General features: G+C 57.4%; 22 protein-coding genes. 14 read left to right on the top strand and 8 right to left on the bottom strand.

Going from position 1 to position 23,184, the window contains the following annotated elements:
- Window positions 1-322: 322 nt before the first annotated feature.
- From DHN55_RS08855 to DHN55_RS08870, 4 genes are all read left to right on the top strand, one after another.
- Window positions 323-1,132 carry an N-formylglutamate amidohydrolase gene (locus DHN55_RS08855; protein ID WP_337660071.1) on the top strand — a complete coding sequence of 270 codons (810 nt, stop codon included), beginning with the start codon at window positions 323-325 and terminating at the stop codon, window positions 1,130-1,132.
- Window positions 1,129-1,431, top strand: coding sequence for a DUF1244 domain-containing protein (locus tag DHN55_RS08860; RefSeq protein ID WP_337660072.1), 303 nt, complete (start codon window positions 1,129-1,131; stop codon window positions 1,429-1,431). Before DHN55_RS08855 ends, DHN55_RS08860 begins: the two co-directional genes overlap by 4 nt.
- A gap of 151 nt (window positions 1,432-1,582) precedes the next feature.
- The gene (locus DHN55_RS08865) at window positions 1,583-1,870 is read left to right on the top strand and encodes a GapR family DNA-binding domain-containing protein (RefSeq protein ID WP_108880934.1); all 288 of its coding nucleotides are present in this window, start codon (window positions 1,583-1,585) and stop codon (window positions 1,868-1,870) included.
- A gap of 101 nt (window positions 1,871-1,971) precedes the next feature.
- A complete protein-coding gene (locus DHN55_RS08870; protein ID WP_337660073.1) occupies window positions 1,972-2,730 on the top strand; it encodes a tetratricopeptide repeat protein in 759 nt (252 codons plus the stop codon).
- Window positions 2,731-2,769: 39 nt separating this feature from the next.
- On the opposite strand, the gene DHN55_RS08875 is transcribed toward DHN55_RS08870, so the two are convergent.
- The 3 genes from DHN55_RS08875 to DHN55_RS08885 form a co-directional block, all read right to left on the bottom strand.
- Window positions 2,770-4,158 (bottom strand): DUF882 domain-containing protein, encoded by a 1,389-nt coding sequence (locus DHN55_RS08875; protein WP_337660074.1) that lies wholly within the window; start codon window positions 4,156-4,158, stop codon window positions 2,770-2,772.
- A gap of 391 nt (window positions 4,159-4,549) precedes the next feature.
- Window positions 4,550-6,652, bottom strand: coding sequence for a L,D-transpeptidase family protein (locus DHN55_RS08880; protein ID WP_108880937.1), 2,103 nt, complete (start codon window positions 6,650-6,652; stop codon window positions 4,550-4,552).
- Window positions 6,653-7,058: 406 nt separating this feature from the next.
- Window positions 7,059-8,585 carry a sigma 54-interacting transcriptional regulator gene (locus DHN55_RS08885; RefSeq protein ID WP_108880938.1) on the bottom strand — a complete coding sequence of 509 codons (1,527 nt, stop codon included), beginning with the start codon at window positions 8,583-8,585 and terminating at the stop codon, window positions 7,059-7,061.
- A gap of 275 nt (window positions 8,586-8,860) precedes the next feature.
- On the opposite strand from DHN55_RS08885, the gene DHN55_RS08890 reads away from it, so the two are divergent.
- From DHN55_RS08890 to DHN55_RS08930, 8 genes are all read left to right on the top strand, one after another.
- A complete protein-coding gene (locus tag DHN55_RS08890; protein WP_108880939.1) occupies window positions 8,861-10,708 on the top strand; it encodes a M3 family oligoendopeptidase in 1,848 nt (615 codons plus the stop codon).
- Between the two features lie 13 nt (window positions 10,709-10,721).
- Window positions 10,722-11,645 carry a heme-dependent oxidative N-demethylase family protein gene (locus DHN55_RS08895; RefSeq protein WP_337660075.1) on the top strand — a complete coding sequence of 308 codons (924 nt, stop codon included), beginning with the start codon at window positions 10,722-10,724 and terminating at the stop codon, window positions 11,643-11,645.
- The gene (locus DHN55_RS08900; RefSeq protein WP_108880941.1) at window positions 11,642-13,036 is read left to right on the top strand and encodes an AarF/UbiB family protein; all 1,395 of its coding nucleotides are present in this window, start codon (window positions 11,642-11,644) and stop codon (window positions 13,034-13,036) included. Before DHN55_RS08895 ends, DHN55_RS08900 begins: the two co-directional genes overlap by 4 nt.
- Before the next feature lie 141 nt (window positions 13,037-13,177).
- Window positions 13,178-13,480 (top strand): aa3-type cytochrome c oxidase subunit IV, encoded by a 303-nt coding sequence (locus DHN55_RS08905; RefSeq protein WP_108880942.1) that lies wholly within the window; start codon window positions 13,178-13,180, stop codon window positions 13,478-13,480.
- Between the two features lie 54 nt (window positions 13,481-13,534).
- Entirely contained in the window at window positions 13,535-14,665 is a 1,131-nt protein-coding gene (locus DHN55_RS08910) for a Re/Si-specific NAD(P)(+) transhydrogenase subunit alpha (protein ID WP_108880943.1), read from the top strand.
- Window positions 14,666-14,669: 4 nt separating this feature from the next.
- Complete coding sequence (locus tag DHN55_RS08915) at window positions 14,670-15,140, top strand: proton-translocating transhydrogenase family protein (RefSeq protein ID WP_108880944.1); 471 nt, start codon at window positions 14,670-14,672, stop codon at window positions 15,138-15,140.
- Entirely contained in the window at window positions 15,140-16,546 is a 1,407-nt protein-coding gene (locus DHN55_RS08920; RefSeq protein ID WP_108880945.1) for an NAD(P)(+) transhydrogenase (Re/Si-specific) subunit beta, read from the top strand. The genes DHN55_RS08915 and DHN55_RS08920 overlap by 1 nt, the downstream gene beginning before the upstream one ends.
- 401 nt (window positions 16,547-16,947) lie before the next feature.
- Window positions 16,948-17,775 (top strand): alpha/beta hydrolase, encoded by an 828-nt coding sequence (locus tag DHN55_RS08930; RefSeq protein WP_337660076.1) that lies wholly within the window; start codon window positions 16,948-16,950, stop codon window positions 17,773-17,775.
- Between the two features lie 17 nt (window positions 17,776-17,792).
- Here the strand turns inward: DHN55_RS08930 and DHN55_RS08935 are convergent, their stop codons facing one another.
- Window positions 17,793-18,251: an Lrp/AsnC ligand binding domain-containing protein gene (locus DHN55_RS08935; protein ID WP_108880948.1), complete on the bottom strand. Its 459-nt coding sequence runs from the start codon at window positions 18,249-18,251 to the stop codon at window positions 17,793-17,795.
- A 131-nt stretch (window positions 18,252-18,382) separates the two neighbouring features.
- On the opposite strand from DHN55_RS08935, the gene DHN55_RS08940 reads away from it, so the two are divergent.
- Together DHN55_RS08940 and DHN55_RS08945 are read left to right on the top strand one after the other, a co-directional pair.
- Complete coding sequence (locus DHN55_RS08940; protein WP_108880949.1) at window positions 18,383-18,601, top strand: DUF6356 family protein; 219 nt, start codon at window positions 18,383-18,385, stop codon at window positions 18,599-18,601.
- A 17-nt stretch (window positions 18,602-18,618) separates the two neighbouring features.
- Window positions 18,619-19,422: a class II glutamine amidotransferase gene (locus DHN55_RS08945; RefSeq protein ID WP_108880950.1), complete on the top strand. Its 804-nt coding sequence runs from the start codon at window positions 18,619-18,621 to the stop codon at window positions 19,420-19,422.
- Between the two features lie 62 nt (window positions 19,423-19,484).
- Here DHN55_RS08945 and DHN55_RS08950 read toward each other — a convergent pair whose 3' ends face one another.
- The 4 genes from DHN55_RS08950 to purE form a co-directional block, all read right to left on the bottom strand.
- The gene (locus DHN55_RS08950) at window positions 19,485-20,825 is read right to left on the bottom strand and encodes a hypothetical protein (RefSeq protein ID WP_337660077.1); all 1,341 of its coding nucleotides are present in this window, start codon (window positions 20,823-20,825) and stop codon (window positions 19,485-19,487) included.
- 273 nt (window positions 20,826-21,098) lie between these two features.
- On the bottom strand, window positions 21,099-21,326 hold the full coding sequence (gene rpsU / locus DHN55_RS08955; RefSeq protein ID WP_108881795.1) for a 30S ribosomal protein S21: 228 nt from the start codon (window positions 21,324-21,326) through the stop codon (window positions 21,099-21,101).
- A gap of 206 nt (window positions 21,327-21,532) precedes the next feature.
- A complete protein-coding gene (locus tag DHN55_RS08960; RefSeq protein ID WP_108880952.1) occupies window positions 21,533-22,621 on the bottom strand; it encodes a 5-(carboxyamino)imidazole ribonucleotide synthase in 1,089 nt (362 codons plus the stop codon).
- An 8-nt stretch (window positions 22,622-22,629) separates the two neighbouring features.
- Complete coding sequence (gene purE, locus DHN55_RS08965; RefSeq protein WP_108880953.1) at window positions 22,630-23,127, bottom strand: 5-(carboxyamino)imidazole ribonucleotide mutase; 498 nt, start codon at window positions 23,125-23,127, stop codon at window positions 22,630-22,632.
- Window positions 23,128-23,184: the final 57 nt, after the last annotated feature.

Raw genomic sequence — 23,184 nt, forward strand, 5'->3', positions numbered from 1 at the left:
GTCTTTCCCAGTGACGAAGGCACAACAAGGCGCTACGTCATCCATCCCTATTCGAATCCTGTCCAGCCATCATCAGTGTGACGACATAACCGATTGATGCCAAGTGTATTGTGACGGCGAAACCCCGGTTTGGCCAACCCCAAATTGCCATCGCAAAAATGGCGGTTCAATGACATGATCACACATCGCGACATTACAACTTATCAACGTGTTCTGCGATCCGGTCAAGCATACTTCATGCATGGTGGACAATCGCAGGGCTAGTTCTATAGTCCAACGTATCATGAACATAGTCTCGCCTGTTTCTCATACTGGTCCGCGCATGACCGCAGACGTTTCCGGATTTGACAGTCACTACGTGTTGCCGGGTGACCGCGGCCCGGGGATTCTGCTGGTTTGTGATCATGCCAGAAGTGCATTGCCCGCGGCCTATGGTGATCTCGGCCTGCCGGCATCGGAGTTTGACCGGCACATTGCTTATGACATCGGGGTCGAAGCCGTTGTAAACGGTTTGTCGGCGAGGCTGGGCCTGCCGGCAGTGCTGTCGTGTTTCTCCAGGTTGCTGATCGACCCCAACCGCGGTGTCAGTGACCCGACGCTGATCATGCAATTGTCTGACGGAGCGGTGGTGCCGGGAAACCGCGATATCGACGATGCGGAGCGGAATTTCAGACTGTCTCACTTCTACCGGCCCTATCATGACGCTATCGATGCGGAAATTGATGCAGCGATTGCAGAAGGCTCACCTCCGGTACTGATCTCGGTGCACAGCTTTACACAGGCGTGGAAAGGGTTGGCCCGTCCCTGGCATGCCGGCCTTTTGTGGGAGGATGACCGGCGCTGTTCTGATCTGTTCATTCAGGCATTGTCGGCAGATCCCAACCTGATTGTCGGAGACAACGAACCCTATGCAGGCGGGCTTTCCGGAGACACCATGAACATGCATGCAGTCAGGCGCGGGCTGCCTCATACGCTGCTGGAGATCCGTCAGGATCTGATCTCGGATGATAAGGGCGTATCACAATGGATTGAGCGGCTGGCGGGTGCTATTGAAGCGATGATTGCCAATGGCCAGATCAAGCCACTGAGGCACCGTGAACCGGTGCAGCAACAACCTGCGGGAGACAGATGAAGATGGACCAGAAAACCAAGACCGAACTGGAGGCGGCTGCATTTCGCCGCCTTGTCGCACATTTGCGCGAGCGTACCGACGTGCAAAACATTGACCTGATGAACCTGGGCGGGTTTTGCCGCAACTGCCTGTCCAACTGGCTCAAAGATGCTGCGGATGAATCAGGTATTGCGCTGGACAAGGAAGCCGCGCGCGAGCATGTCTATGGCATGCCGTATGCCCAGTGGAAGGCCACCTATCAGACCGAGGCCACTCCCGCCCAGGCAGAGGCGTTTGCGAAGTCGCATACTGATCACTAGAGCAACATGGGTTCAATTGAACCCATAAAGTTGCTCTAGCACTTTTAAAGCGATCAGTTTTATGGTTTTTGATTGATTCAATCAAAACCATACTGATCTAGTGCAACACGTTCAAACGAGCGCCCAGAGTAGATAGAACGGACCTGAATCCATGGATACCAAGACAAGTTTCGCGCAGGGCCAGCTTCGCAGCCTGATCGAACGCATTGAGCGGCTTGAAGAAGAAAAGAAGGCAATCGCGGCTGATATCAAGGAAATCTATGGTGAAGCCAAATCCAATGGTTTCGACACCAAGATCATGCGAAAGGTCGTCAGCCTGCGCAAGAAAGACAGTGCGGAACGCCAGGAGGAAGAGGCGATCCTCGACCTTTACCTCAGCGCGCTTGGCATGCTTCCGGCAGACAGCGGCGGGCAGGACGATGCTGCCGCAGCGGAATGAGTGAACGCAGATAAAGGCTATGATTGCCGCTCAATAAGCGAGGCTGGAATTCGATGACCGCAGCAGCTCTTAGTATAGTCGCCGTATTGGGGAGTATACAATTGGGCTGGGCCGGGTTGGCGGCAGGCCCTGAGCTTCATGGGTTGAAGCCGGCGGGTTCTGTTGTCGAGGTTGCCGTCACCAATTCCACTGAACCTGAACCATCGCTTGCAGATGACTTGAGGACCTCGGCCGAGCATGTGCTGCGCGGCAATTACCATATGGACAACGGAAACTACAACGCTGCACTGGCTGAGTACACCAGGGCACTGGAGTATGACCCGAAGTCCTGGGTTGCGTTTCTGCTGCGGGCATACCTGTACCAGCTGCAGGGCAAGAACGCGCTGGCCATCAAGGATCTCGACAAGACAATAGAATTCAATCCGACGGTTGAAGCCCATGTCATGCGTGGCGTTGCGTATGCGTTTTCCGGAGACGATGACGCCGCTCTCAAGGATTATGTGACGGCGGTGCACATGGATCCTGCCTATGGAAGCACCTACAAGCAGCGTGCCTATATTTATCTGCGGCGCGGCAGGTTTGCAGAAGCCGAAGCCGATATTCAGGAAGCGATGCGGCTGCTGCCGGACGACCTGGAAGTCCAGCACAGTTTCGGAGACGTCCTGTATTATGGCGGAAAGATCCAGGCGGCGAAGCGGCAATGGGAGAAAACCTGCGCGATTGCCGATGTTGAGATGACCAGCGACTGGCAGCAGAGGTTGGCTGCCATCGGCCGTTACAAGGGGCCGGTGGACGGCCAGTGTGACAGCGAACTCATTGAAGTGTTTTCGGCGTGCGCACGTGACAAGTGCCAGTTCTGATCAGACTGACTTCTGACGAGCAAGGAAGGCGGGAAACGATCAGTTTCCGAAGCTCAGCGGTGCTTCCACGACTTTAAGGATTTTTGAACTCTGGGCTTCGCTCTGCTGCCAGATTTTCTGGGTGCCAACAGCTTCAGGTGTAAAGTTGCCCTTGCCGGAACGGTTGACAATCTGGCTGTCGCCCTTGCCGGAGCGGTTGACGCCATTGTCTGTACTTGCGGCCTGTTCGGCTGGCTCTGAACCCGGCATGAACGCTTCGATCAAGCGCGCCAGTGCTGACTTGTCCTCTTTGCTCAGAGGATGGATTTCGTGCTCTTCGTCGTGAACAAACGGCTGTGGTGCGCCATCACGGCGTGCAATTGCATCTGTGCTGGTGAACAGGTCACTCAAGCTGGATGTGTTGGCGTAGCTGACGCTCAAAGGACGAATGCCGGTTCCCTGGACAGCCGGTGCAGTTGCCGTGTTAAGGCTGCCCTTGGCGGTTGAGTTGACGGAATTCAGATCTTCCACGGCCAGCGAGGCGATGGTAACGGGACCAAGGCTGCCGCGTACCGGTGAAACATTGTCTTCAGAGAAGTTCTGGCGCTCGACTGGAGCAGAAGCAGGTTCGATCTGCATGTTTGCCGCTGCGAGCATGAGGACTTCAATCGGCCGTGGACGCGGCTTGGGCGCACTGCGCAAGGACGCTGCAACAGTTGTTGGGGCCGGTGTCGTGGCAACGGCTGCAATAACCGCTTCAGCCATGCTGGCCGGCATCAGGCTGACCGGGCCGGACTGGCTCTTCTTGTTCTTGGCGGGAGCCGGCTGGAAAGCTGCATACTGCAAGTTGTTTGGACGGCCTCTGCGGGCAGCCACGGTTTTATAATACTTGCGGGCAATCTTCGCCTGGCGGGTTGCGCTCATGCGCGGCCAGTGCCGGACATTGCCGTTGTCGATATGGACGAAGCCGTACTTGCCGGAGCGCGGATAATAACCAACGCCGCCGATCTTGCGCACAAAGGCAGAGCCCATGATTTTCTCTACCGGCACGTCCGGGAAGTAGAAGTCAATCGCACGGCCCTTCATGTGCTGCGACGTACGGGCAACCTTACGCCCGATCCGCTTCAACATGGCATTGGTGCGAGGCGACCGATAACCGGACACAATGTGAACAGGCTTTTTCGAGCCAAGATCAGCGTGCAGTTCCCACAAAAGGTCAATTGTTTCCAATGACATCTTGGTTGGTTCGTTGCGGCGCCAGTCGCGCAGGAACCAGTTGATTTTCTTCAGGGCAGCGCGATCGTACTTGCCATTCCTTTTGTAGGTAATGGTCAGGGATTCCTTGGTATGCGTGAAATACATCGAAAGTGTACGGTCTTCAGCAGACGCTACAGCAGACGTTGCCGCGAACGCGCCAACCGCCACGGTTGCTGCGAAACAGCCGGTCAAAGCCTTACGTTTGGCCTGAGAAACCACACTGTCAAATAGCGTGGTCCAAGGAACCCTGCACTGCATAACCACCATCACACGGGAAAACCCCGCATCCCCTAGAAACTGCTTCAAAGCAGAATCTCTTAAGCCTTTGTAACCGAATTCGTCAGAGACCACAAGAATAAGGCTGCTATTAGGCGTTGTTTTTACTCAGCTAATTGATCATTGCATAGCCAGCTTAACACCTGCTTAAGCACGGACATAAAAACCGGTTATTATATGTCAGATTGATGACAGTTTTCGTCTGATCGCATGAAAATCGTGGTTTTCATGTCTCCTGGCGGCGATAAACACAAACGGGCGCCCCAGGAGGCGCCCGTTTGCAGTTGTGATTCTATGGCCCGACGGCTTAACGCAGGGCGGTTTTTTCCGCCTTCAATGCCCGTGCGAGATACATGTCGCGCTTGTAGACATCGTTGTAATAGGCCAGATCGCCCGTTTCATCGGTCCAGGCGGTGAAGTACGTCAAATGCACAGGCAACTTCCGTTTCAGCTGTACCGGCGTATTTTTGCGGGTCGCTATGGTCGATGCAATCTTGTTCTGCGACCAGCCCAAAATCTGGGTCGCAAGCTCACGCGGGTTCTGAACACGGACACAGCCATGGCTGTAGGCGCGCCTGTCCTTGCTGAACAGGGACCGTTTGGGCGTGTCATGCAGGTAAATGGCGTGCTTGTTCGGGAACATGAACTTGACTTCGCCGAGCGCATTTTTCGGACCGGGTTTCTGGCGCACGCCAATGCCGCCGCGATAGTTCCACCAGTCCACATCCCAGCCTGAAATTCGCTGGCCGCGACTGTTGAGAACTTCATAGCCGCGCTGCTCAAAGTAACTCGGGTTATCCTGCACCCGGCGCAGGTATTCGCCCTTGATAATGGACTGCGGAATGCCCCAATACGGGTTGAATTCCACCCGCGACATTTGGTCGGAGAAGAAGTAGGTCTGGTTGGACGGTTTGCCGACAATCACGCGGGTGGACCATTCGGTTTCACCCTTGTTGATAATCTGCATTTTGTAGGCTGGCTGGTTCACCAGTACATAGCGCGAGCCAAGATTGCGCGGCAGCCACCGCAGCCGCTCCATGTTGAGGGCGATCTGGTCGGTCCGCCTGACTGACTTCTTGCCGTTGAGCGCATTAATGGTGCGCCTGCCGGCGATACCGTCGGGGCTGAGGCCGACACTCTTCTGGAACGCCCGCAGCGCCTTCACGTCGGTTTCCGTCATTGTGTCAGATGCGTTTTCGGCTGCCAGTACCGCACCGTCCGAGCCAAACAGGGGCGCATCGCTGGCCTGATTGTCCGACAGCGCAAGTTCGTCCTTGTTTTTCAGCAATTTCAACTGCTTGAGGCGTTCGCGCAGGATCGGCACACGGTCATCTTCAACGCCCAGCTTCAGCAGTGGGCCAGCCGGAACCACGATCTGATCGACTTCGGGCTCGCCGGCGCCAAGCTTGATCAACTCGGCTTTCATGGCCGCGTAAGCCGGCAGTTTCGGATGCAGGCTCATCAGCCAGTCCTGCGGCGCGGGATGATTGACAAGTGAGGCCACGGCATCCTTGGCCGCAATCTTGGGTGGCTTGAGATCGTGGTAGCCGGAAATCTTGTTGGGGGTAACCAGGCCGGACGCGGCATGGTCTGAATACCGCAACGCCATGGCCGATAACTGCAGTTCGAACTTCGCCAGAGCCTCGGGATCAGACGCCAGATCGTCGATGCTGCCTGCATCGGTCAGTGACGCCAGCCGGTACAGGTCCGGGTCAAGGCCTTCCTGATCGGCATTGGCCAGCACCTTGAGTACGGCACGGGCATTCGATGACGGCTTTCTGTCTGTAATCCAGATCGGCTCAAACTCGCGTTCGGCATATGCTGCCACCAGCGCTTTGACCTGGCTCTTCGACAGCGAAGCGCCGGCGGAACCCTGTTTCAACGTCTCAAATACCGCCTGGGCCAGCGGATCCGGCAACTGGACCGTCTCCACATACTCGTTTGCATCCACAACAGTGCCTGAAGCGGATGCGAATACAGCCCCTTTCGGGCGCGGCTGTTTCAGCTTCTTACCTGCAAGTACAACCGGATAGCTGGCCTTATACTTATGGTATTTTTCACCGGTAGAGGCTGCGTCCGGGCCGTCATTGTCCGACAGCCTGACCCGCTCACGATACCGTCTGGCATTGCGATACCGGACCTGGCGATCAAAATAATCGCCGGAGCGGGAGAAGAAACCGCGTGTCCGATCGAGAAAATTGAATCTCTCTTCGTCCTGTCTTGCTCTTTGTCTCTGCCTGCTGCGCTTTTGGCGTTGCGACCAGAAACTGTCGTTTGACTGTGTGGTGCTGCTGCCGGAATTGAAGTTGAACTTCTTCTGCCTTATCTGGCTTTCTGCACTGGCAGAAACGGTCATAACTGGCAAGGCCAGGCATGACGCCAGCAATACGGCACTCAAACGGTTCAACATTTCATAAACCTCCGGTGAATTGACTGCGAGTTAAGCCACAGCCTTTCAATGATCGCAATACTTCAACTGGGGGCAGTTCATAACTTTTACGTAATGAAGGTCCTGACACCGGCACCCGAGCAGGGTGCGGAGCCGTTGTACTGCCGGTTTTGCGCTCGAACCCTGCTCCCCGTTCTCCGATACGATCCGCTTTTTGCTTCTGACTGAACTCAATCAATCACCATCCTGCTCCCAAGCATCACCTGCGTTATTGTCCAAATGATGAAATCTTGGAATTTAAGTGTCCAAATTGTGCCCTGATCAGCTTTGGGAAGTCCGGCAGAATCAACCGAAAATCCCAAGCCTGATCGCTTTCAAAATGTTAGAGCGACAGGGGGTTCATCCGAATCCACGCCGCTACAGGTGCCTAGCCGCGCGCCTCAAGCCCGAGCTCACGCATTTTCCGATACAGGGTTGAGCGTCCGATTCCCAGCTTGCGTGCGACTTCCGACATCTGACCCCGATAGCGATTGAGGGCCAGCCGGATCATATCGGCTTCAATTTCTTCAAGCCGCCGGATGTGTCCGCCATCGGTTACAGCCGGGATGCCGATGGCAAAGCCGTCGGACACCATGCTGGTTGACCCGGTTGATGCAAGTGCGGCGTTGTCGGTGACGTTGGCCTGCCCGCCAATCATGGCATCTGCCCCGCTTGCAGCAGGTGCTGCGGGTTCGGGTACAGGTGCCGGCGGCACCTCAACATCGAAGCCATCGGTCAGGGCGGCAATCTGCGGGAAATCGGCTATATGAAGCTGATCGCCTTCACACATGACAATGGCCCGGAATACCGTGTTTTCGAGCTGGCGGACATTGCCCGGCCAGGCGTAGGTCTTGAGCAATTCCAGCGCATTGGCGTCAATGCCCTTCACCCTGCGGCCTTCCTCGGCAGCAAAGCGCGTGATGAAATGGGTTACCAGTGGTGCAATGTCCTCAATGCGTTCACGCAATGGCGGCGCCATGACCGGAAACACGTTGAGGCGATAATACAAATCTTCGCGGAACTGGCCGTTTTTGACCATTTCGATCATGTTTCGGTTGGTTGCGGAAATCAGTCGAATATCGATCTTGACCGGCTTGCGCGAACCGACCGGGTCGATTTCACCTTCCTGCAGGGCGCGCAGCAGTTTTACCTGTATGTCCAGCGGCAGTTCCGCGACTTCGTCAAGGAACAAGGTTCCGCCGTCAGCTTCCTGGAACTTGCCGATGTGTTTGCCAACCGCACCTGTAAAAGCCCCTTTTTCATGGCCGAACAAGATGCTTTCGACCAGGTTTTCGGGCAGCGCACCGCAGTTTACCGCCACGAACGCCTTGCCTCTGCGCTCGCTTTCACCCTGAATGGCGCGGGCAATCATTTCCTTGCCCGACCCGCTCTCGCCCTCGATCAGGACCGGAATGTTCGAGTGAGCCGCCCGTTTGCCGAGCCTGACCACGCTGGACATGGCCGGACTGGCGATGATCAGGTCGTCAAACGACATTTCACCTGATACTTTCTGGTTCAGCCGTTTCACTTCCTCGGTCAGGGCATTGACCTTCAGAAGGTTTTGTATGGAAACTTTCAGCCGTTCCGGATTGACCGGCTTGACAACAAAGTCATCGGCTCCGGCACGCATGGCCTTGACCACGGTTTCAATGGAGCCTTGTGCGGTTTGCACGATTACCGGGACGGACGTGCGATAGGCGGAAAGGCGCTCGAGAAATTCAAGCCCGTCAATTTCCGGCATCACCAGGTCCAGAATAATCAGGTCGACCGGTTTGGAGCGGCTCGCCTCGAGAATATCAAGGCCCTGGCTCGCGCCGTCGGCGGTGGCGGTTTCAAAACCGTACCGTTTGACCAGCTCTTCGAGGATGCGGCGCTGCGCCGGGTCGTCATCAACAATCAGAATTTTATGTGCCATGCTGTCTCTTTTGTTTACTCACAGCCGTCTCAGAATCAAAAGCGCACAATGAACGGGCCTGTCTGAATGTTCCCACGGGTTCACTCCATATGCTTTGTGAAGAGCACTTTGCCCTAGAGGGGTAAATGGCAGCTTAAAATTGGGCCACTTTGATACAAGTTGATGATTTTCTGGAAATCTTAGTGAAATCAGCTTGTTTGAGGCAGATTGAGCGGTCATATGTGCTGTTCATGCCCTGTTTTGCCGGTTCCGGCACCTGACCTCCTGGAGTTAAAATGCGTACGCTGAAAGAAAATCTGCAGAAATCTTCATCCTCAAGCGCCGCAGAGGCCGAACTCGGAAATCTGCCGGAATGGAACCTGGCGGATCTTTATTCTGGACCCGATGCCGCCGAATTCAGCTCCGACATGGAAAAGGCGGCAACTGAGGCAACACGTTTTGCTGAAACCTATCAAGGCAAGCTGGAAGACATCCTTCGTGATGGCACCGGCGGCGATGCGCTGGCCGGGGTGATCAGGGAATATGAAGCCATGTCCGACCTGTTTGGCCGCATCGGGTCATTCATGATGTTGTATTATGTGGGAGACACCACGGACGCAGACAGGCAGAAATTCTACGGCGACGTATCCCAGAAGCTGACTGCCATAACCACGGGGCTGGTGTTTTTCGAACTTGAGTTCAACCGGCTTGACGGCGATGCGCTGGAAAACGCAATGGGCGCGTCAGCCGGGCTGGCTCATTACCGCCCGTGGATCGAGGACCTGCGCAAGGAAAAGCCGTTCCAGCTGGAAGACCGGGTGGAACAGCTGTTTCACGAGAAGTCCGTTACTGCGGCCGGGGCCTGGAACCGTCTGTTCGATGAGACAATGGCGGCGCTGAAATTCGATGTCGACGGAGAGGAGCTGTCGCTTGAACCGACCCTGAACATGCTGGTGTCGAAGGATGCCGGTAAACGCAGGACTGCTGCCGAAGCGTTGGCCAAGGTGTTCAAGGCCAATATTTCGCTGTTTGCATCGATCACCAATACACTGGCCAAGGACAAGGAAATCTCGGACCGCTGGCGCGGCTTTGAGGACGTGGCTGACAGCCGCCACCTGGCCAACCGGGTAGAAGGCCCCGTGGTTGATGCGCTGGTCGAGGCAGTTCGCAGTTCATATCCAAAACTATCGCATCGCTACTATGCCATGAAAGCAAAGTGGCTCGGCATGGACCGGATGATGCACTGGGACCGCAACGCGCCCTTGCCGGACCAGGATGACAGCAAGATCGGCTGGGACGATGCACAGGCGACGGTCCTTGATGCCTATGCGGGGTTTGCACCCGAAATGGCGGATATCGCGCGTCGTTTCTTTGACGAGCGCTGGATTGATGCACCGGTGCGTCCGGGCAAGTCATCAGGCGCCTTCTCGCACCCGACCGTGCCGTCGGCGCATCCATACGTGATGCTGAATTATCAGGGCAAGACGCGGGACGTGATGACACTTGCGCACGAACTGGGCCACGGTGTGCACCAGGTGCTGGCGTCGGACCAGGGCGCGCTGATGGCGGCCACGCCATTGACCCTCGCGGAAACGGCGTCGGTATTCGGCGAAATGCTGACCTTCCGGTCGATGCTCAACCAGACCAGTGACCCGAAAACCCGCAAAATCCTTTTGGCCGGCAAGGTTGAGGACATGCTCAACACAGTGGTTCGCCAGATCGCGTTCTACTGCTTTGAACGTGACGTTCACCAGGCGCGCCGTGACGGTGAACTGACCCCCGACCAGCTGGGCGAGATCTGGATCAAGACCCAGAAGGAGGCGCTGGGCGAGGCGATCGAATTCGGGCCCGGCTACGAAAATTTCTGGGCTTATATCCCGCACTTCATTCATTCACCGTTTTATGTGTATGCCTACGCGTTCGGCGACTGCCTGGTGAATTCCCTGTATGCAAGGTACCTTGAAGCGGAAGACGGCTTCCAGCAGAAGTACTTTGAACTGCTGAAGGCCGGTGGCACCAAGCATCATTCCGAGCTGTTGCAGCCGTTCGGGCTGGATGCAACCGATCCGGGGTTCTGGAGCAAAGGGCTTGCCATGCTGGAAGGCTTCATCGACGAACTGGAACAAATGGAAGCCGGGTCCTGATCCCGGAAGCGAGATGACCGGTCTTTCACCCCATTCAGCGCTGAACCCGGACAAGTTGCCGAGACCCTTCTCTGTGGGGCTGTCGGCACTTGATCCGAAGGACTGGATTGTGCCGGACATTCATCTGGCCGACCAGCTGCGCGACAAGGGACGGCATTTTGCGGAGCGGCGCGAGGCCGTGTTCCAGGCCGAGGACGACACGCTTGATGCGCAGGCTGAGACGCTGGCGCTTCTGCTGGACTATCTTCCGCGTGCCTATCCGCACATCTACAGGGTATCCGGTGACCATGTGACGGTGGTGCCTGCTCAACTGGACCTGAATATTTCGGACTATTCACACGCGCCGCTGGAACTTGCCTGCCGGCTGGTTCAGGACGACCTGGTTATCATGCGCAAGGGCAGCGCCGGATACCGTATTTCAGCGGCAGCGGTGTGTTTTCCGTCGACCTGGGTGCTGGCGGACAAGTTTGCAAAGCCGATTGCGGACGTGCACGCGCCGGTGCCGGGGTTCGGACCGGGAACGCGAACCGCCAGCCTGATTGACCGGATCTTCGACAACCTGAAAGCAGGTCATCCGGTACAGCGATGCAACTGGTCCATCTACGAAGTGCCGGACCTGCATCATCCGTTCAGCCATTCCACCCATACAAGGTGGACCGACACGTCCGACGGCTTCTTTACCGGGACATGGTTGCGCGCAGAACGCCAGACCCTGACCCGGTTGCCGAAATCAGGTGATGTGCTGTTTACAATCCAGATCGTCGTTGATCCCGTTTCACTGCTCATGACACATCCGGACAGACGTGAAATCGCGGCCCGGCTGAAAGGCCATATAGAAGGCCTCGACGCGGACGAGCTTGCCTACAAGGGAATTTCCGATCATCGCGAGGTGGTTCTTTCAGAACTGTCTTCGCTGGCGGAGCAGGGCGAAAAGTGAACGAGAAATCAAACCAGAAAGACACTGAGGCCAATTCACTGACCGGCCGGTTGTCGCGTTATGCGAAAGTGGGGACCGGGGTCGGGTCGGCGGCCGCTAGGGTTGCCGCGAGCCGGGCATTCTCCTCCGACAAGGACCGTATGGCGGAAGCAAAACTGTTCAGGCAGGCCCTGGGGTCCCTGAAAGGGCCGCTGATGAAGGTTGCGCAGTTGCTGGCAACCATTCCCGAAGCGCTGCCGGCGGAGTTTGCGGAAGAACTGGCACAGTTGCAGAACGAGGCGCCGGCCATGGGCTGGCCATTCGTACGCCGCCGCATGGCGGCGGAACTGGGGGCGGACTGGCAGGGCAGGTTTGCCTCGTTTGAACGCGAGGCCACCGCAGCTGCCTCACTGGGCCAGGTACACCGCGCCACATCGCATGCGGGTGAGGCGCTGGCCTGCAAGCTGCAGTATCCTGACATGGCGTCGGCTGTGGAAGCCGACCTGTCGCAACTCAAGGTATTGTTTGCGCTGCACCGGCAGATCAGCAAGGCCATCGACACCACCGAGATAGCCGGCGAGATCGGTGCCCGGTTGCGTGAAGAACTGGATTATGTCCGTGAAGCAGGCCACATGCGGTTGTACAAGACGGTGCTGGCCGACCGGCCTGACATTCATGTCCCCGATCTGCATGAGGATCTGTCCACCAGCCGCCTGATTACCATGCAGTGGCTGGACGGCCGCAAACTGCTGGAGTTCAAGGATGACAGCCAGGACGTGCGCAACATGTTGTGCCGCAACATGTTTGATGCATGGTGGCGCCCGTTCACCAGCCACGGCGTCATCCATGGCGACCCGCATCTCGGCAACTACACGGCATGGTCTGACAGCGCAGGCCAGCCGCAGGGACTGAACCTGCTGGATTTCGGCTGTGTGCGCGTGTTTCCGCCGTCGTTCGTAAAAGGTGTGGTGGAGCTCTACCGGGGCCTGCAGGCAGACGATCGCGACAGGATCGTTTCGGCCTACGACATTTGGGGCTTCAAGGGCCTCAACAATGAGCTGATCGATATTCTGAACGTCTGGGCACGCTTCATCTATGGGCCGCTTCTGACAGACAAGGTGATGAAAATTTCGGACGGGTCAGGATCCGCTGCCCAGTATGGCCGCCAGCAGGCGTTCACGGTGCACAAGCAATTGAAGGAAAAAGGCCCGGTGCGGGTGCCGCGCGAGTTCGTGTTCATGGACCGTGCGGCTATCGGTCTGGGATCCGTGTTCATTCACCTGCGCGCTGAGATGAACTTCCATCAGTTGTTTGAAAATGCGCTGCAGTCGCATGAGCTCGAAACGGTGGGCCAGCGACAGGCAGACGCGTTGCAGGCAGCCGGCGTTGCACCTGCCATCGAAGCGGCGTGACGACAGGAAAAAGGTGCGGCGTTTAAACCAGTGGAAATGCGGCGAGCGCTATTGCAAGTTGATTTTTCGGGATGCCTGCCCGTATTGTGGCGGGTCACTCTTCCCAATTGTTCAACTTCAGCTTTTCAGGGGCTTTCACAAATGTCTGAACACGACCGTTTCACCGCGGATACTCTCGACCCTTCCGGTACAACCGATCATGCGGCAACCTACCAGGGCTTTGTGAAGTATTCCGTGGCGCTTTGCATTGCCTGCTTTATCATCCTTACATCCTTGTGCCTGTTTGCTTTCGGCCCTGTTGGTTCGCTTTTCTACGGCTTTGCAGGTTTGATTGTCGGAGCGATCGCGCTGATCATCGACGTCCGGATTGGATCCGGCAACTGGCTTCTTTCCGGCGGCGTGGCAGGATTGTTTGCGCTGTTCGCGGCGATGCTGGTTTCCTGACTGGCCTGAACAGGCACCTCTGCGTATTTCACTGCAGATTGATTGGAGTAGCCCATGAAGATAGCTGTCCCCTCAGAAACGGCGGCAGGTGAAAGCCGTGTTGCGGTTTCGCCGGATGCCGTAAAAGCCTATGTGAAGAAGGGGCTGACCGTGTGTGTCGAGCAGGGCGCCGGGGCCGGTTCCTTCATGTCAGACGATGCGTTCAAGGCGGCAGGTGCGAAGATTGCCAAAGGGGCGGCTGTTCTCAAGGATGCCGACATTGTGCTGGCGGTTCGCCGGCTGCCCGATGCAAGCCTGAAATCTCTCAAGAAGGGTGCCATCGTCGCCGCCCAGCTTGATCCGTATGGCGACCGCAAGAATCTCGACGCCATGGCCAAGCAGGGCGTTTCGGCGTTTTCCATGGAACTGGTCCCGCGTATTACCCGGGCGCAATCCATGGATGTGCTGTCATCACAGGCAAACCTCGCCGGCTACAAGGCGGTCATTGATGCAGCCGAACATTTCAGCCGAGCCTTTCCGATGATGATGACGGCCGCAGGCACGGTTCCTGCGGCACGTGTCTTCGTCATGGGCGCCGGTGTCGCCGGCCTGCAGGCCATCGCGACTGCACGGCGGCTTGGAGCGGTTGTGTCGGCAACGGATGTTCGCGCAGCGGCCGGCGAGCAGGTGGCCTCGCTTGGCGCGAAGTTCGTGTTTGTCGAGGGCATGGCGGATGCGGCGACGGAAGGCGGTTACGCCAAGGAGCTTTCCGCCGAAGACAAGAAGAAACAGGCCGAACTGGTTGCTGATCACATCAAGGGGCAGGACATCGTCATTACTACGGCGCTGATCCCCGGCCGCCCGGCGCCGGTGCTGGTGACCAAGCAAATGGTCGAAAGCATGAAGGCCGGCTCGATCATCGTCGACATGGCAGTGGAACGCGGCGGCAACTGTCCGCTGTCGAAGCCGGGCCAGATTGTCGATCACAAGGGTGTTGCGATCATGGGGCACGAGAACCTGCCGGGCAAGCTGGCGGGCAACGCCTCGACATTGTACGCCAAGAACCTGCAGAATTTTGTTGACCTGATGGTGTCACCGGAAGGTGAGATGAAGCTCGACTGGGAAGATGAAATCATCACCGGTTGCGGGCTGATGCGCGATGGTGAAATTGTGCATGCGGTTCTGACAGAAAAGAAGGGGAACTAGAGCAATGGCAGGAATGACCCCGGAAGAGGTGGCAGCAGCGGCCAAAGCCGCAGCCGAAGCGGCGCGAAGCGCTGCGGACACCGCACAGACCGCCTCTGAACAGGCGCAGGTGCTTGCCGACCAGGCGCAGCTGATTGCAGAAGGTGCCGGAGCTGCGGCCGGAGCTGCGACGGGCATTGATCCGTTTGTGTTTCGCCTCGCCATCTTCGTGCTGGCGATTTTCGTCGGCTACTACGTAGTGTGGTCGGTAACGCCGGCACTGCATACGCCGCTGATGTCGGTAACCAACGCGATTTCCTCGGTCATCGTGGTCGGCGCGCTGCTGGCGGTGGGGGCCGGTGCGGTCGCGTCCGGTTCAACGGCGGCCATGGTGTTCGGCTTTATTGCCCTGGTGTTTGCCAGCGTCAATATATTCGGCGGCTTCCTGGTTACGCAGCGAATGCTGGCTATGTACAAGAAGAAGGAAGCCAAGTGATGTCAGCAAATATTGCGGCCCTTCTGTACCTCGTGTCCGGCGTCCTGTTCATCCTGGCGCTGCGCGGGCTTTCACATCCTGAATCATCAAGACAGGGTAACCAGTTCGGCATGATCGGCATGGCGGTCGCGGTGGTGACCACGCTGCTGCTGATGGGTGTCGGTTCGGCCACCACCTGGGGCCTGATCATTCTTGCCATCGCCATCGGCGGCGGCATTGGCGCCTATACGGCCAAGAACATTCCGATGACGGCGATGCCGGAACTTGTTGCTGCCTTCCACTCGCTGGTCGGTCTTGCCGCTGTATTTGTGGCGGCAGCGGCGCTTTATTCGCCGGGCGCGTTCGAGATTTCCGATGCTGCAGGTCAAATAGCGGCAGCTTCCCTGCTCGAGATGGCGCTGGGCGCGGGTATCGGTGCGATCACCTTTACCGGGTCCGTTATCGCATTCGGTAAATTGTCGGGCCGTGTGTCGGGCGCACCAATCATGCTTCCTGCGCGGCACATGATCAATATCGGCCTGTTTGCCGCCATTATCATTGCCATTATCTGGCTGATGGCCTCGCAGTCGACAACCGCGTTCTGGCTGATCGTGGTTCTGGCCCTGGTGTTCGGCGTTCTCATCATCATACCGATTGGCGGCGCCGACATGCCGGTGGTCGTGTCGATGCTGAATTCCTACTCCGGCTGGGCAGCTGCGGGCATCGGATTTACCCTGGGCAATACGGCGCTGATCATCACCGGGGCCTTGGTGGGTTCGTCCGGGGCGATCCTGTCCTACATTATGTGCAAAGGCATGAACCGGTCGTTCATCTCGGTGATCCTTGGCGGGTTCGGCGGTGAAACCGCCGGCCCGGCAGCTGGTGCCGACGGGGAAGTCAAACCGGTCAAACAGGGCTCTGCGGAAGATGCAGGTTTCATGCTGAAGAACGCGTCTTCAGTGATCATCGTGCCGGGTTATGGCATGGCTGTGGCCCAGGCCCAGCATGCCCTGCGCGAAATGGCGGATGAACTGAAGGCGGCAGGCGTTACGGTCAAGTATGCCATCCATCCGGTCGCCGGGCGTATGCCGGGGCACATGAACGTGCTGCTGGCGGAAGCCAATGTGCCATACGATGAAGTGTTTGAGCTGGAGGATATCAACTCGGAGTTCGCCAACACGGACATTGCCTATGTGATCGGCGCCAACGACGTGACCAATCCGGCGGCCAAGGAAGATCCGCAATCGCCGATCTTCGGCATGCCGGTTCTGGAAGTGTGGAACGCCGGTACCGTGATGTTCTCCAAGCGCTCTTTGGCATCGGGTTATGCGGGGATCGATAATTCGCTGTTCTACCGCGACAACACGCTGATGCTGCTGGGCGACGCCAAGAAAATGGTTGAGGGTATCGTCAAGGCGATGGACTAGACCAGTGCTCGAGTTTGAGCGCGACGGCGCGAACTCTTTGTGTCGGTCGTGGAAGCAGACGTACTCGCGCTGTTGCGGGATGAGTTCAACAGCTTGTATCTCGAAGCCGGGGGCAGATCATTTGATCTGTCCCCGATTGTTTTGGCGTTATTGTCACCCTCAGGCGGAATTGGACGGGTCGCCGCCGGCCTGTCAGGGGGTAGGGGCCGGCCGGTCCGGGTTCTGGCGTTTGACAAGGCACCGCATGACAACCGGCATCTCGGCTGGCATCAGGACCGGGCCATTGCAGCGAAAGAGCCGACACACAGGCGTGTATTGCATGTTGATTATTGTTCCTGTTCATTGCCGGACAGGCTCGACCGGGCGCTGGACATAATCCCTGACACCACATGAAGAAAACCATGATCAGTTTCATTTTTGTTGTTGCCGGCACGTACCTCGCTCTGGCGGGGATCATGTATGTGGCGCAGAGAAATTTTCAGTATTTTCCGCAACACAGTGCCAGGACGGGCTTTGAGGAACCGGGCAAGTTCGGGCTCGACGGTTTTGTTGCCGCGTCCATTGAAACAGATGACCGCGAGACTCTGGTGTCCTGGCTGGCACTGCCGCCCAAGCCGGATGTGCCGGTGATTTTGTATATGCATGGCAATGCCGGCACGCTGGGTGACCGGGCCGAACGGTTCGGGGTGTTTCACCGTGAAGGTTTCGGTGTTCTGGTGCTGAGCTGGCGGGGCTATGGCGGGTCCACCGGCAGCCCGACCGAAACCGGGTTTATCGAAGACGGGCGCGCCGCCCTGAAATTCCTGCAACAAAAGGGCATAGCCGCCTCCAGGGTGATCCTGTTCGGGGAATCCCTGGGAACCGGGGTTGCCACGCAGTTGGCCGCCAATCCGGACACCAGCCCTCTGGCGGTGATCCTTGAAGCGCCCTTTACCTCTGCAGCGGACGTGGCGCGAACACGATACTGGTTCTTGCCGGTTGACCTGCTGATGAAGGATCAATACCGGTCAATCGACTTTGCCCCCAAGGTCACGGCACCGGTGTTCGTGTTCCATGGCACCACCGACAGGGTTGTGCCATATGCGCAGGGCGAGCGGCTTTATGAAGCTTTCACGGGCCCCAAGGAGTTTCTGAGGATGGAAGGCAATGGCCATATCGACCCGCTGACTGAAGTCAGCTGGGGCGCCATCAAGGATTTTCTGAAGGCAAATGGCGCTGCGCCGGACTAGAGCAGCACCCACTTGTGTCATGCATAATCCAGCGGCAACACCGTGGTTCTCTTGATCTCCTCCATGACAAAGCTGGACGATACGTCGTTTAGTTCAACTTTTGAAATGAGGCGCTGGTACAGCGCGTCATAGGCTTTCATGCTGGGCACGACGGCCTGCAGCAGATAATCGACATCGCCGGTGGTGCGGTAAATACCGATGATCTCGGGCAGGGTGCGGACAGCCGCGTGAAACCGCTCAAGCCAGGCGCTGGTGTGGTTGTTGGTGCGCACGGAAATGAACACGGTCAGGTCAAGGTTGAGCTGCTTGGGATCCAGCAGGGCAACACGGGCGCGTATGATGCCCTTGTCCTCCATCTGCCTGACACGGTTCCAGCAGGCATTGCGCGACAGATGGACCTGTTCTGCCATGTCATTGAGGGACAGGCTGGAATCTTCCTGGATAAGCATGAGGATTTTTCGATCTATCTGGTCCATTGTTGTCTCAAATTCTCCTGTGTTGGGACATTTTCCCATAAACATAGTCTATATGGTTGAAGAAAGGGAACTATTTCGATGTGGTGGCGGTTATCTTATCTCCAGGATTTTTCAGAGAAGGAAACAGCCCCATGAAACGCACCTTGGATGCAGCGCTTTTTGATCACCCGGCCAGTGTTGGCGAAAGCTACCCGGAACACTTCATGTTTGCGTCGAGATTCGGGCTGAAGCTGATTGGCGCAGGCCTTGCGGCGATGGTCCACGGCATCCTGCCGTGTGCCTTCGAGAAAACCGCCAGCAGCGTCATAAAGGAGCTGTATCCGAAAGTTGCCAATCGCGGCGATCAATAAAGGCGGGAGAGCAGCAAATGTGCCGCTGGCTTGTGTATCGGGGTGAGCCGGTATACCTGGATACGCTGATAACCGAGCCGCAATATTCTCTGGTTGCCCAGAGCCTCAAGGCTTATGAGGCAAAGATCGAGACCAACGGCGACGGTTTCGGCATTGGCTGGTATGGCGATCTCAGCCAGCCGGGCCTGTTCCGGGAGCCGTTTCCGGCCTGGAATGACGACAATCTGCGCAGTTTGTGCCGGCAGCTCAGGTCGAGGTTTTTCTTTGCCCATGTGAGATCGTCAACAGGCACGCCGGTGTCACGCGCCAACTGTCATCCGTTCGTGATGGGCAAGTGGATGTTCATGCACAATGGGCAGATTGGCGGCTATGGCCGGTTGCGGCGTGAGCTCGAGTATGCCGTTTCTGAGGATATCTATGACTACCGCGAAGGTACGACAGACAGTGAATTGCTGTTTCTGCTGGCCATGTCTCACGGCGGCAGGGAGGACCCGGTCCTCGGCTTCCGGCATGCGATCGGGCATGCAGAAGACCTGATGCGCTCGAAAGGTATCAGGCATCCCCTGAAATTCGCAGCCGCCATTGGCGATGGCGATACATTGCATGCGTTTCGCTACTCCAGCGACGGACATGCGCCGTCCCTGTATTACAAATGTACGGCAGGTGGCCTGGTGGTGGTATCTGAACCGCTGGACAGCGACGAGGCGGGTAACTGGAAACAGGTGCCGGAAGCAAGCGTGCTTTCGTTTTCATCCAGCCGCGCCTGCGCGCCGAAACTGACGGATTTCGGCCCCAAACACATGGATGTGGCCGCCGAATAGCAGACACGAAACAACCCTTGCAGGACAAGTCCGGTCCGTAACGTCAGGCTTTGCAACTGTTTCTAGAAGAAGAACCATGTGGCGAAGGTGGCACGAACGCCGTCTTCGGCCTGGCCTTCTTCGAACTGTTTGCGGGCCCAGATAACTTCCCAGCCCATGCGCATCTGCTTGACAGGCCGCCACATGACGTTGGCGTGTACCTTGTACACCTGTTCTTCCTCATTGCCGTCCTGCTCCGCTAGAGCTTCGACATAGGAGAACATGGTATTGAAGCTTGCAGTTTCACTGAGTTCGACTGACAGGCCGACAAGGAAGGCAAGTGCTTCCAGCGGATCACCGCCTGCCTCGACATTGTCGAAGCTTTCTTCAAACACGAATTTCTGGGTCAAAAGACCTTCACCATAGCCGAAGCCGGCGGTCAGGGTTGCGACATCGACCAGGTTGATGTTTGCGCCGGCCTGAACGGCCCAGCCAAGGTTGTCTTCGCCTTCAGGTTCCCAGTCCGCCACTTCACCGGTTACGATGAACCGGTGACCGCCACTGATGTCGTACTGCAGGTAACCTGCAATGTTCGGCATGTTGGTTTCTGACTCAAAACTCGGGTTTTCCATGGCAACTGCCCAGGATAAGGGGCCATCCGAATACGACAGGCGAACCTGCGGCCGGCGCGAGTGGGTCAGCAGCGCACCGGCGGAATCGACCGTGGAGACACCGATGGGCAACAGGGCTGCGGTGAACCACCATTGGCCCACGGACAGGGTCCAGTCCCTGGTCATGTCCCAGTGGCCGACAGCGTGGCGCGAACGGATGCGTGTGCTGCCCGCGCCTGCGGTGTCGGTTGCGTCGCTGTCGTCAATGTCAGTACCGAGGCTGGCGTCGAATTCGAGCCGCGTGCGAATGCGGCCGATGCCGGTGTCAACTTTCGACTTGATGCCGAACCGTGACCGGCGGTGGCTCAGGGAGACATGGTCGCCGATATCGTCTGCGCCGTCAGCGGACAGGTTGCTGGCCTTGAACGAGCTGGCAGTGCCGAGGCTTTGATCGAAATCGTAAGCGACGTGACCTGCCGCATAACCATACACAGTTACCTCAGCCACCGGCGCAGGAAGGTCCGCGGTTGGTGTTATTGCGATAGTGAAGCCACTGTTATCATTGATATTAACGCTGTCGCGAACAGCATCGAGCCCCCATGTGTTGCCACCGTGACCGCGTTCATAGCGCAGCAGTGAAGAGCCGGTCGGTGCCGGAACAGGCGCGGGCTGAATTGAGTCCACCTGGTTTTCAAGCGCGGCAAGCTGTGCCTTCAGGATGGCAAGTTCATCTGCAGCCGCACCGGTCGTGATCACGGTCAGGGCCACACCGCCGAGCAGTGCCATGCGCAGCATGTCGGACCTCACGGTCATTCGCATGAACCCTCCAGAGTTGATTGGCCCCGGAGTGCCTGTTCCTGAAACCGGCACCGCGGAAGATGATGCAAGATGCCAATTCGCACATAAATGCATTCGCATTCTCGAAACAGATAAACCGACCAGCGCCTGGAACGCACGTTAACATTTCTTTAACGTCTGCGAGCTTGCCGCGTGACCTCATGGGGCGGCCGAACAACAGACACGAAAAAGCCTGCACCGACTGAAATCGTGCAGGCTAAATTCAAATACTCGAAGTCGGGCTTCGGCTTACTTGCCGCGCCGTCCGGCGACAACGCCACCTTCGCGCAGGGCACGCTTGCGGGCCAGCTTGCGGGAGCGGCGAATGGCTTCTGCCTTTTCGCGTGCCTTCTTTTCAGACGGTTTTTCGAAGTGACCACGCAGCTTCATTTCACGGAAGATACCTTCGCGCTGCATCTTCTTTTTGAGCGCTTTCAGCGCCTGGTCTACATTGTTGTCGCGTACAATTACATGCACAGGCAATTACCCCGTGTTGGCGTTAAAACTTTTCAGATCAGATGCTGTCTGACACGAAACCTGGCTTCAAACATTAAAAATGACCAAGGCTGGCAACAAATGACGACAGCAGGACAAGCGAAAGCCTGTCCCGATTGAGGGTGTGAGTATCAGAACCAGCGGCTTCTGTCGAGTGCAAAACACACGCATCGATCCGCAAAATGGTGCTATTTTTTCAGAACCAGGCGCGTAACATGGCCCATTTTGCGCCCGTCACGGCTTGTTGCCTTGCCATAGTCATGGACCACCGCGCCGGGCAGGGCGGCCAGTTCCGGGCAGGCGAAAATTTCATCGCCAAGCAGGTTTTCCATGACGCAGTCTGAATTTCGCGTGGTGTCCCCAAGTGGCCAACCGGCAACAGCGCGAATATGCTGCTCGAACTGGGAGACATGGCAGGCGGCTTCCGTCCAGTGGCCGGAATTGTGAACCCGCGGCGCAATCTCGTTTACCATCAGGCTCTCTGTACCGCCTTTGGAGGACACAAACAGTTCAACCGCCATCACTCCAATATAATTTAATGATTCCAACAAGGTAGAGGTGATTTCACGGGCCTGGCCGGCAGTGCGGGATTTGAGCTGCGCCGGTACTGTTGACGAGCGCAGAATACCGTTTTCATGCCGGTTCTGCGGAATATCGAACGCTGCAAAAGCGCCATCCACGCCGCGCGCCGCGATGACCGATATTTCCCTGTCGAAAGGTACAAAGGCTTCCAGAATCGCCGGTTGTCCGCCAATTGCCGCCCAGGCGTCCGCCAGCGAGGTGTCTTCCTTGATGCGGGCCTGTCCCTTGCCGTCATAGCCGAGGCGCCGGGTTTTCAGCACGCAAGGACGTCCGATCGCGCTTACGGCTTCCTCGAGCTCCGCCAGCGAGCCGACCGGGTGGAAGTCCGGTACCGGGATACCAAGGCCCGAGATGAATGTCTTTTCCGCGATCCGGTCCTGGGAAATGCGCAACACCTCCGCACCCGGGCGAACCGGACAGATAGTGTCAATCAGATCGCAGGTGTCGACAGGCACGTTCTCCCATTCATAGGTGATGGCGTCACAGGCGCCTGAAAATGCTTTCAGAGCGCTCTCGTCGTCGAATTCCGCCTGTGTAGTCTGGTGGGCGACAGCGAAGGCGGGATTGTCTCCGGCGGGTGAGTAAACATGGGCTTTGAAGCCGAGACGAGCTGATGCCATGGCCAGCATCCGGCCAAGCTGACCGCCGCCCAGTATGCCGATAGTACTGCTGCGTGGAAGCGGGGCGACACTCACGGGCGCGCTCAACCCGAACCTGGGACAGGAGCAACCGCTTCTGTTTGCGCAGCGCGCCAGGAATCCAGCTTTTCTGCGAGTTCCCGGTCGCTAAGAGCCAGTACCGCAGCTGCCAGCAGCGCAGCATTCACCGCACCCGGCTTACCAATCGCCAGGGTCCCAACGGGTATGCCGGCCGGCATCTGAACAATAGAGTGTAGCGAATCGACACCATGAAGCGCCTTGCTCTCTATCGGTACCCCGAAAACCGGCAGTGGCGTGAGACTGGCTGTCATGCCGGGCAGGTGAGCAGCACCTCCGGCACCGGCGATAATGACCCTGAAGCCTTCGTCGCGGGCGCCTCTGGCAAATTCGTAGAGGCGATCAGGCGTGCGATGAGCCGATACAATGCGGGCTTCATGGGAAATGCCGAGCGCTGCGAGCGTATCGGCTGCATTGGTCATTATGGGCCAGTCGGACTGACTTCCCATGATGATGGCAACGTCGCTTTTGCCGGAACTGGCCATGTCTTACTGCCTTCGCGTTGTCCCCATACCTGACTGGCGGCGCCTGCCGGGGTCCTG

Origin of the sequence: Anderseniella sp. Alg231-50 (genome assembly GCF_900149695.1) — a bacterium.
Classification (GTDB): domain Bacteria; phylum Pseudomonadota; class Alphaproteobacteria; order Rhizobiales; family Aestuariivirgaceae; genus Anderseniella.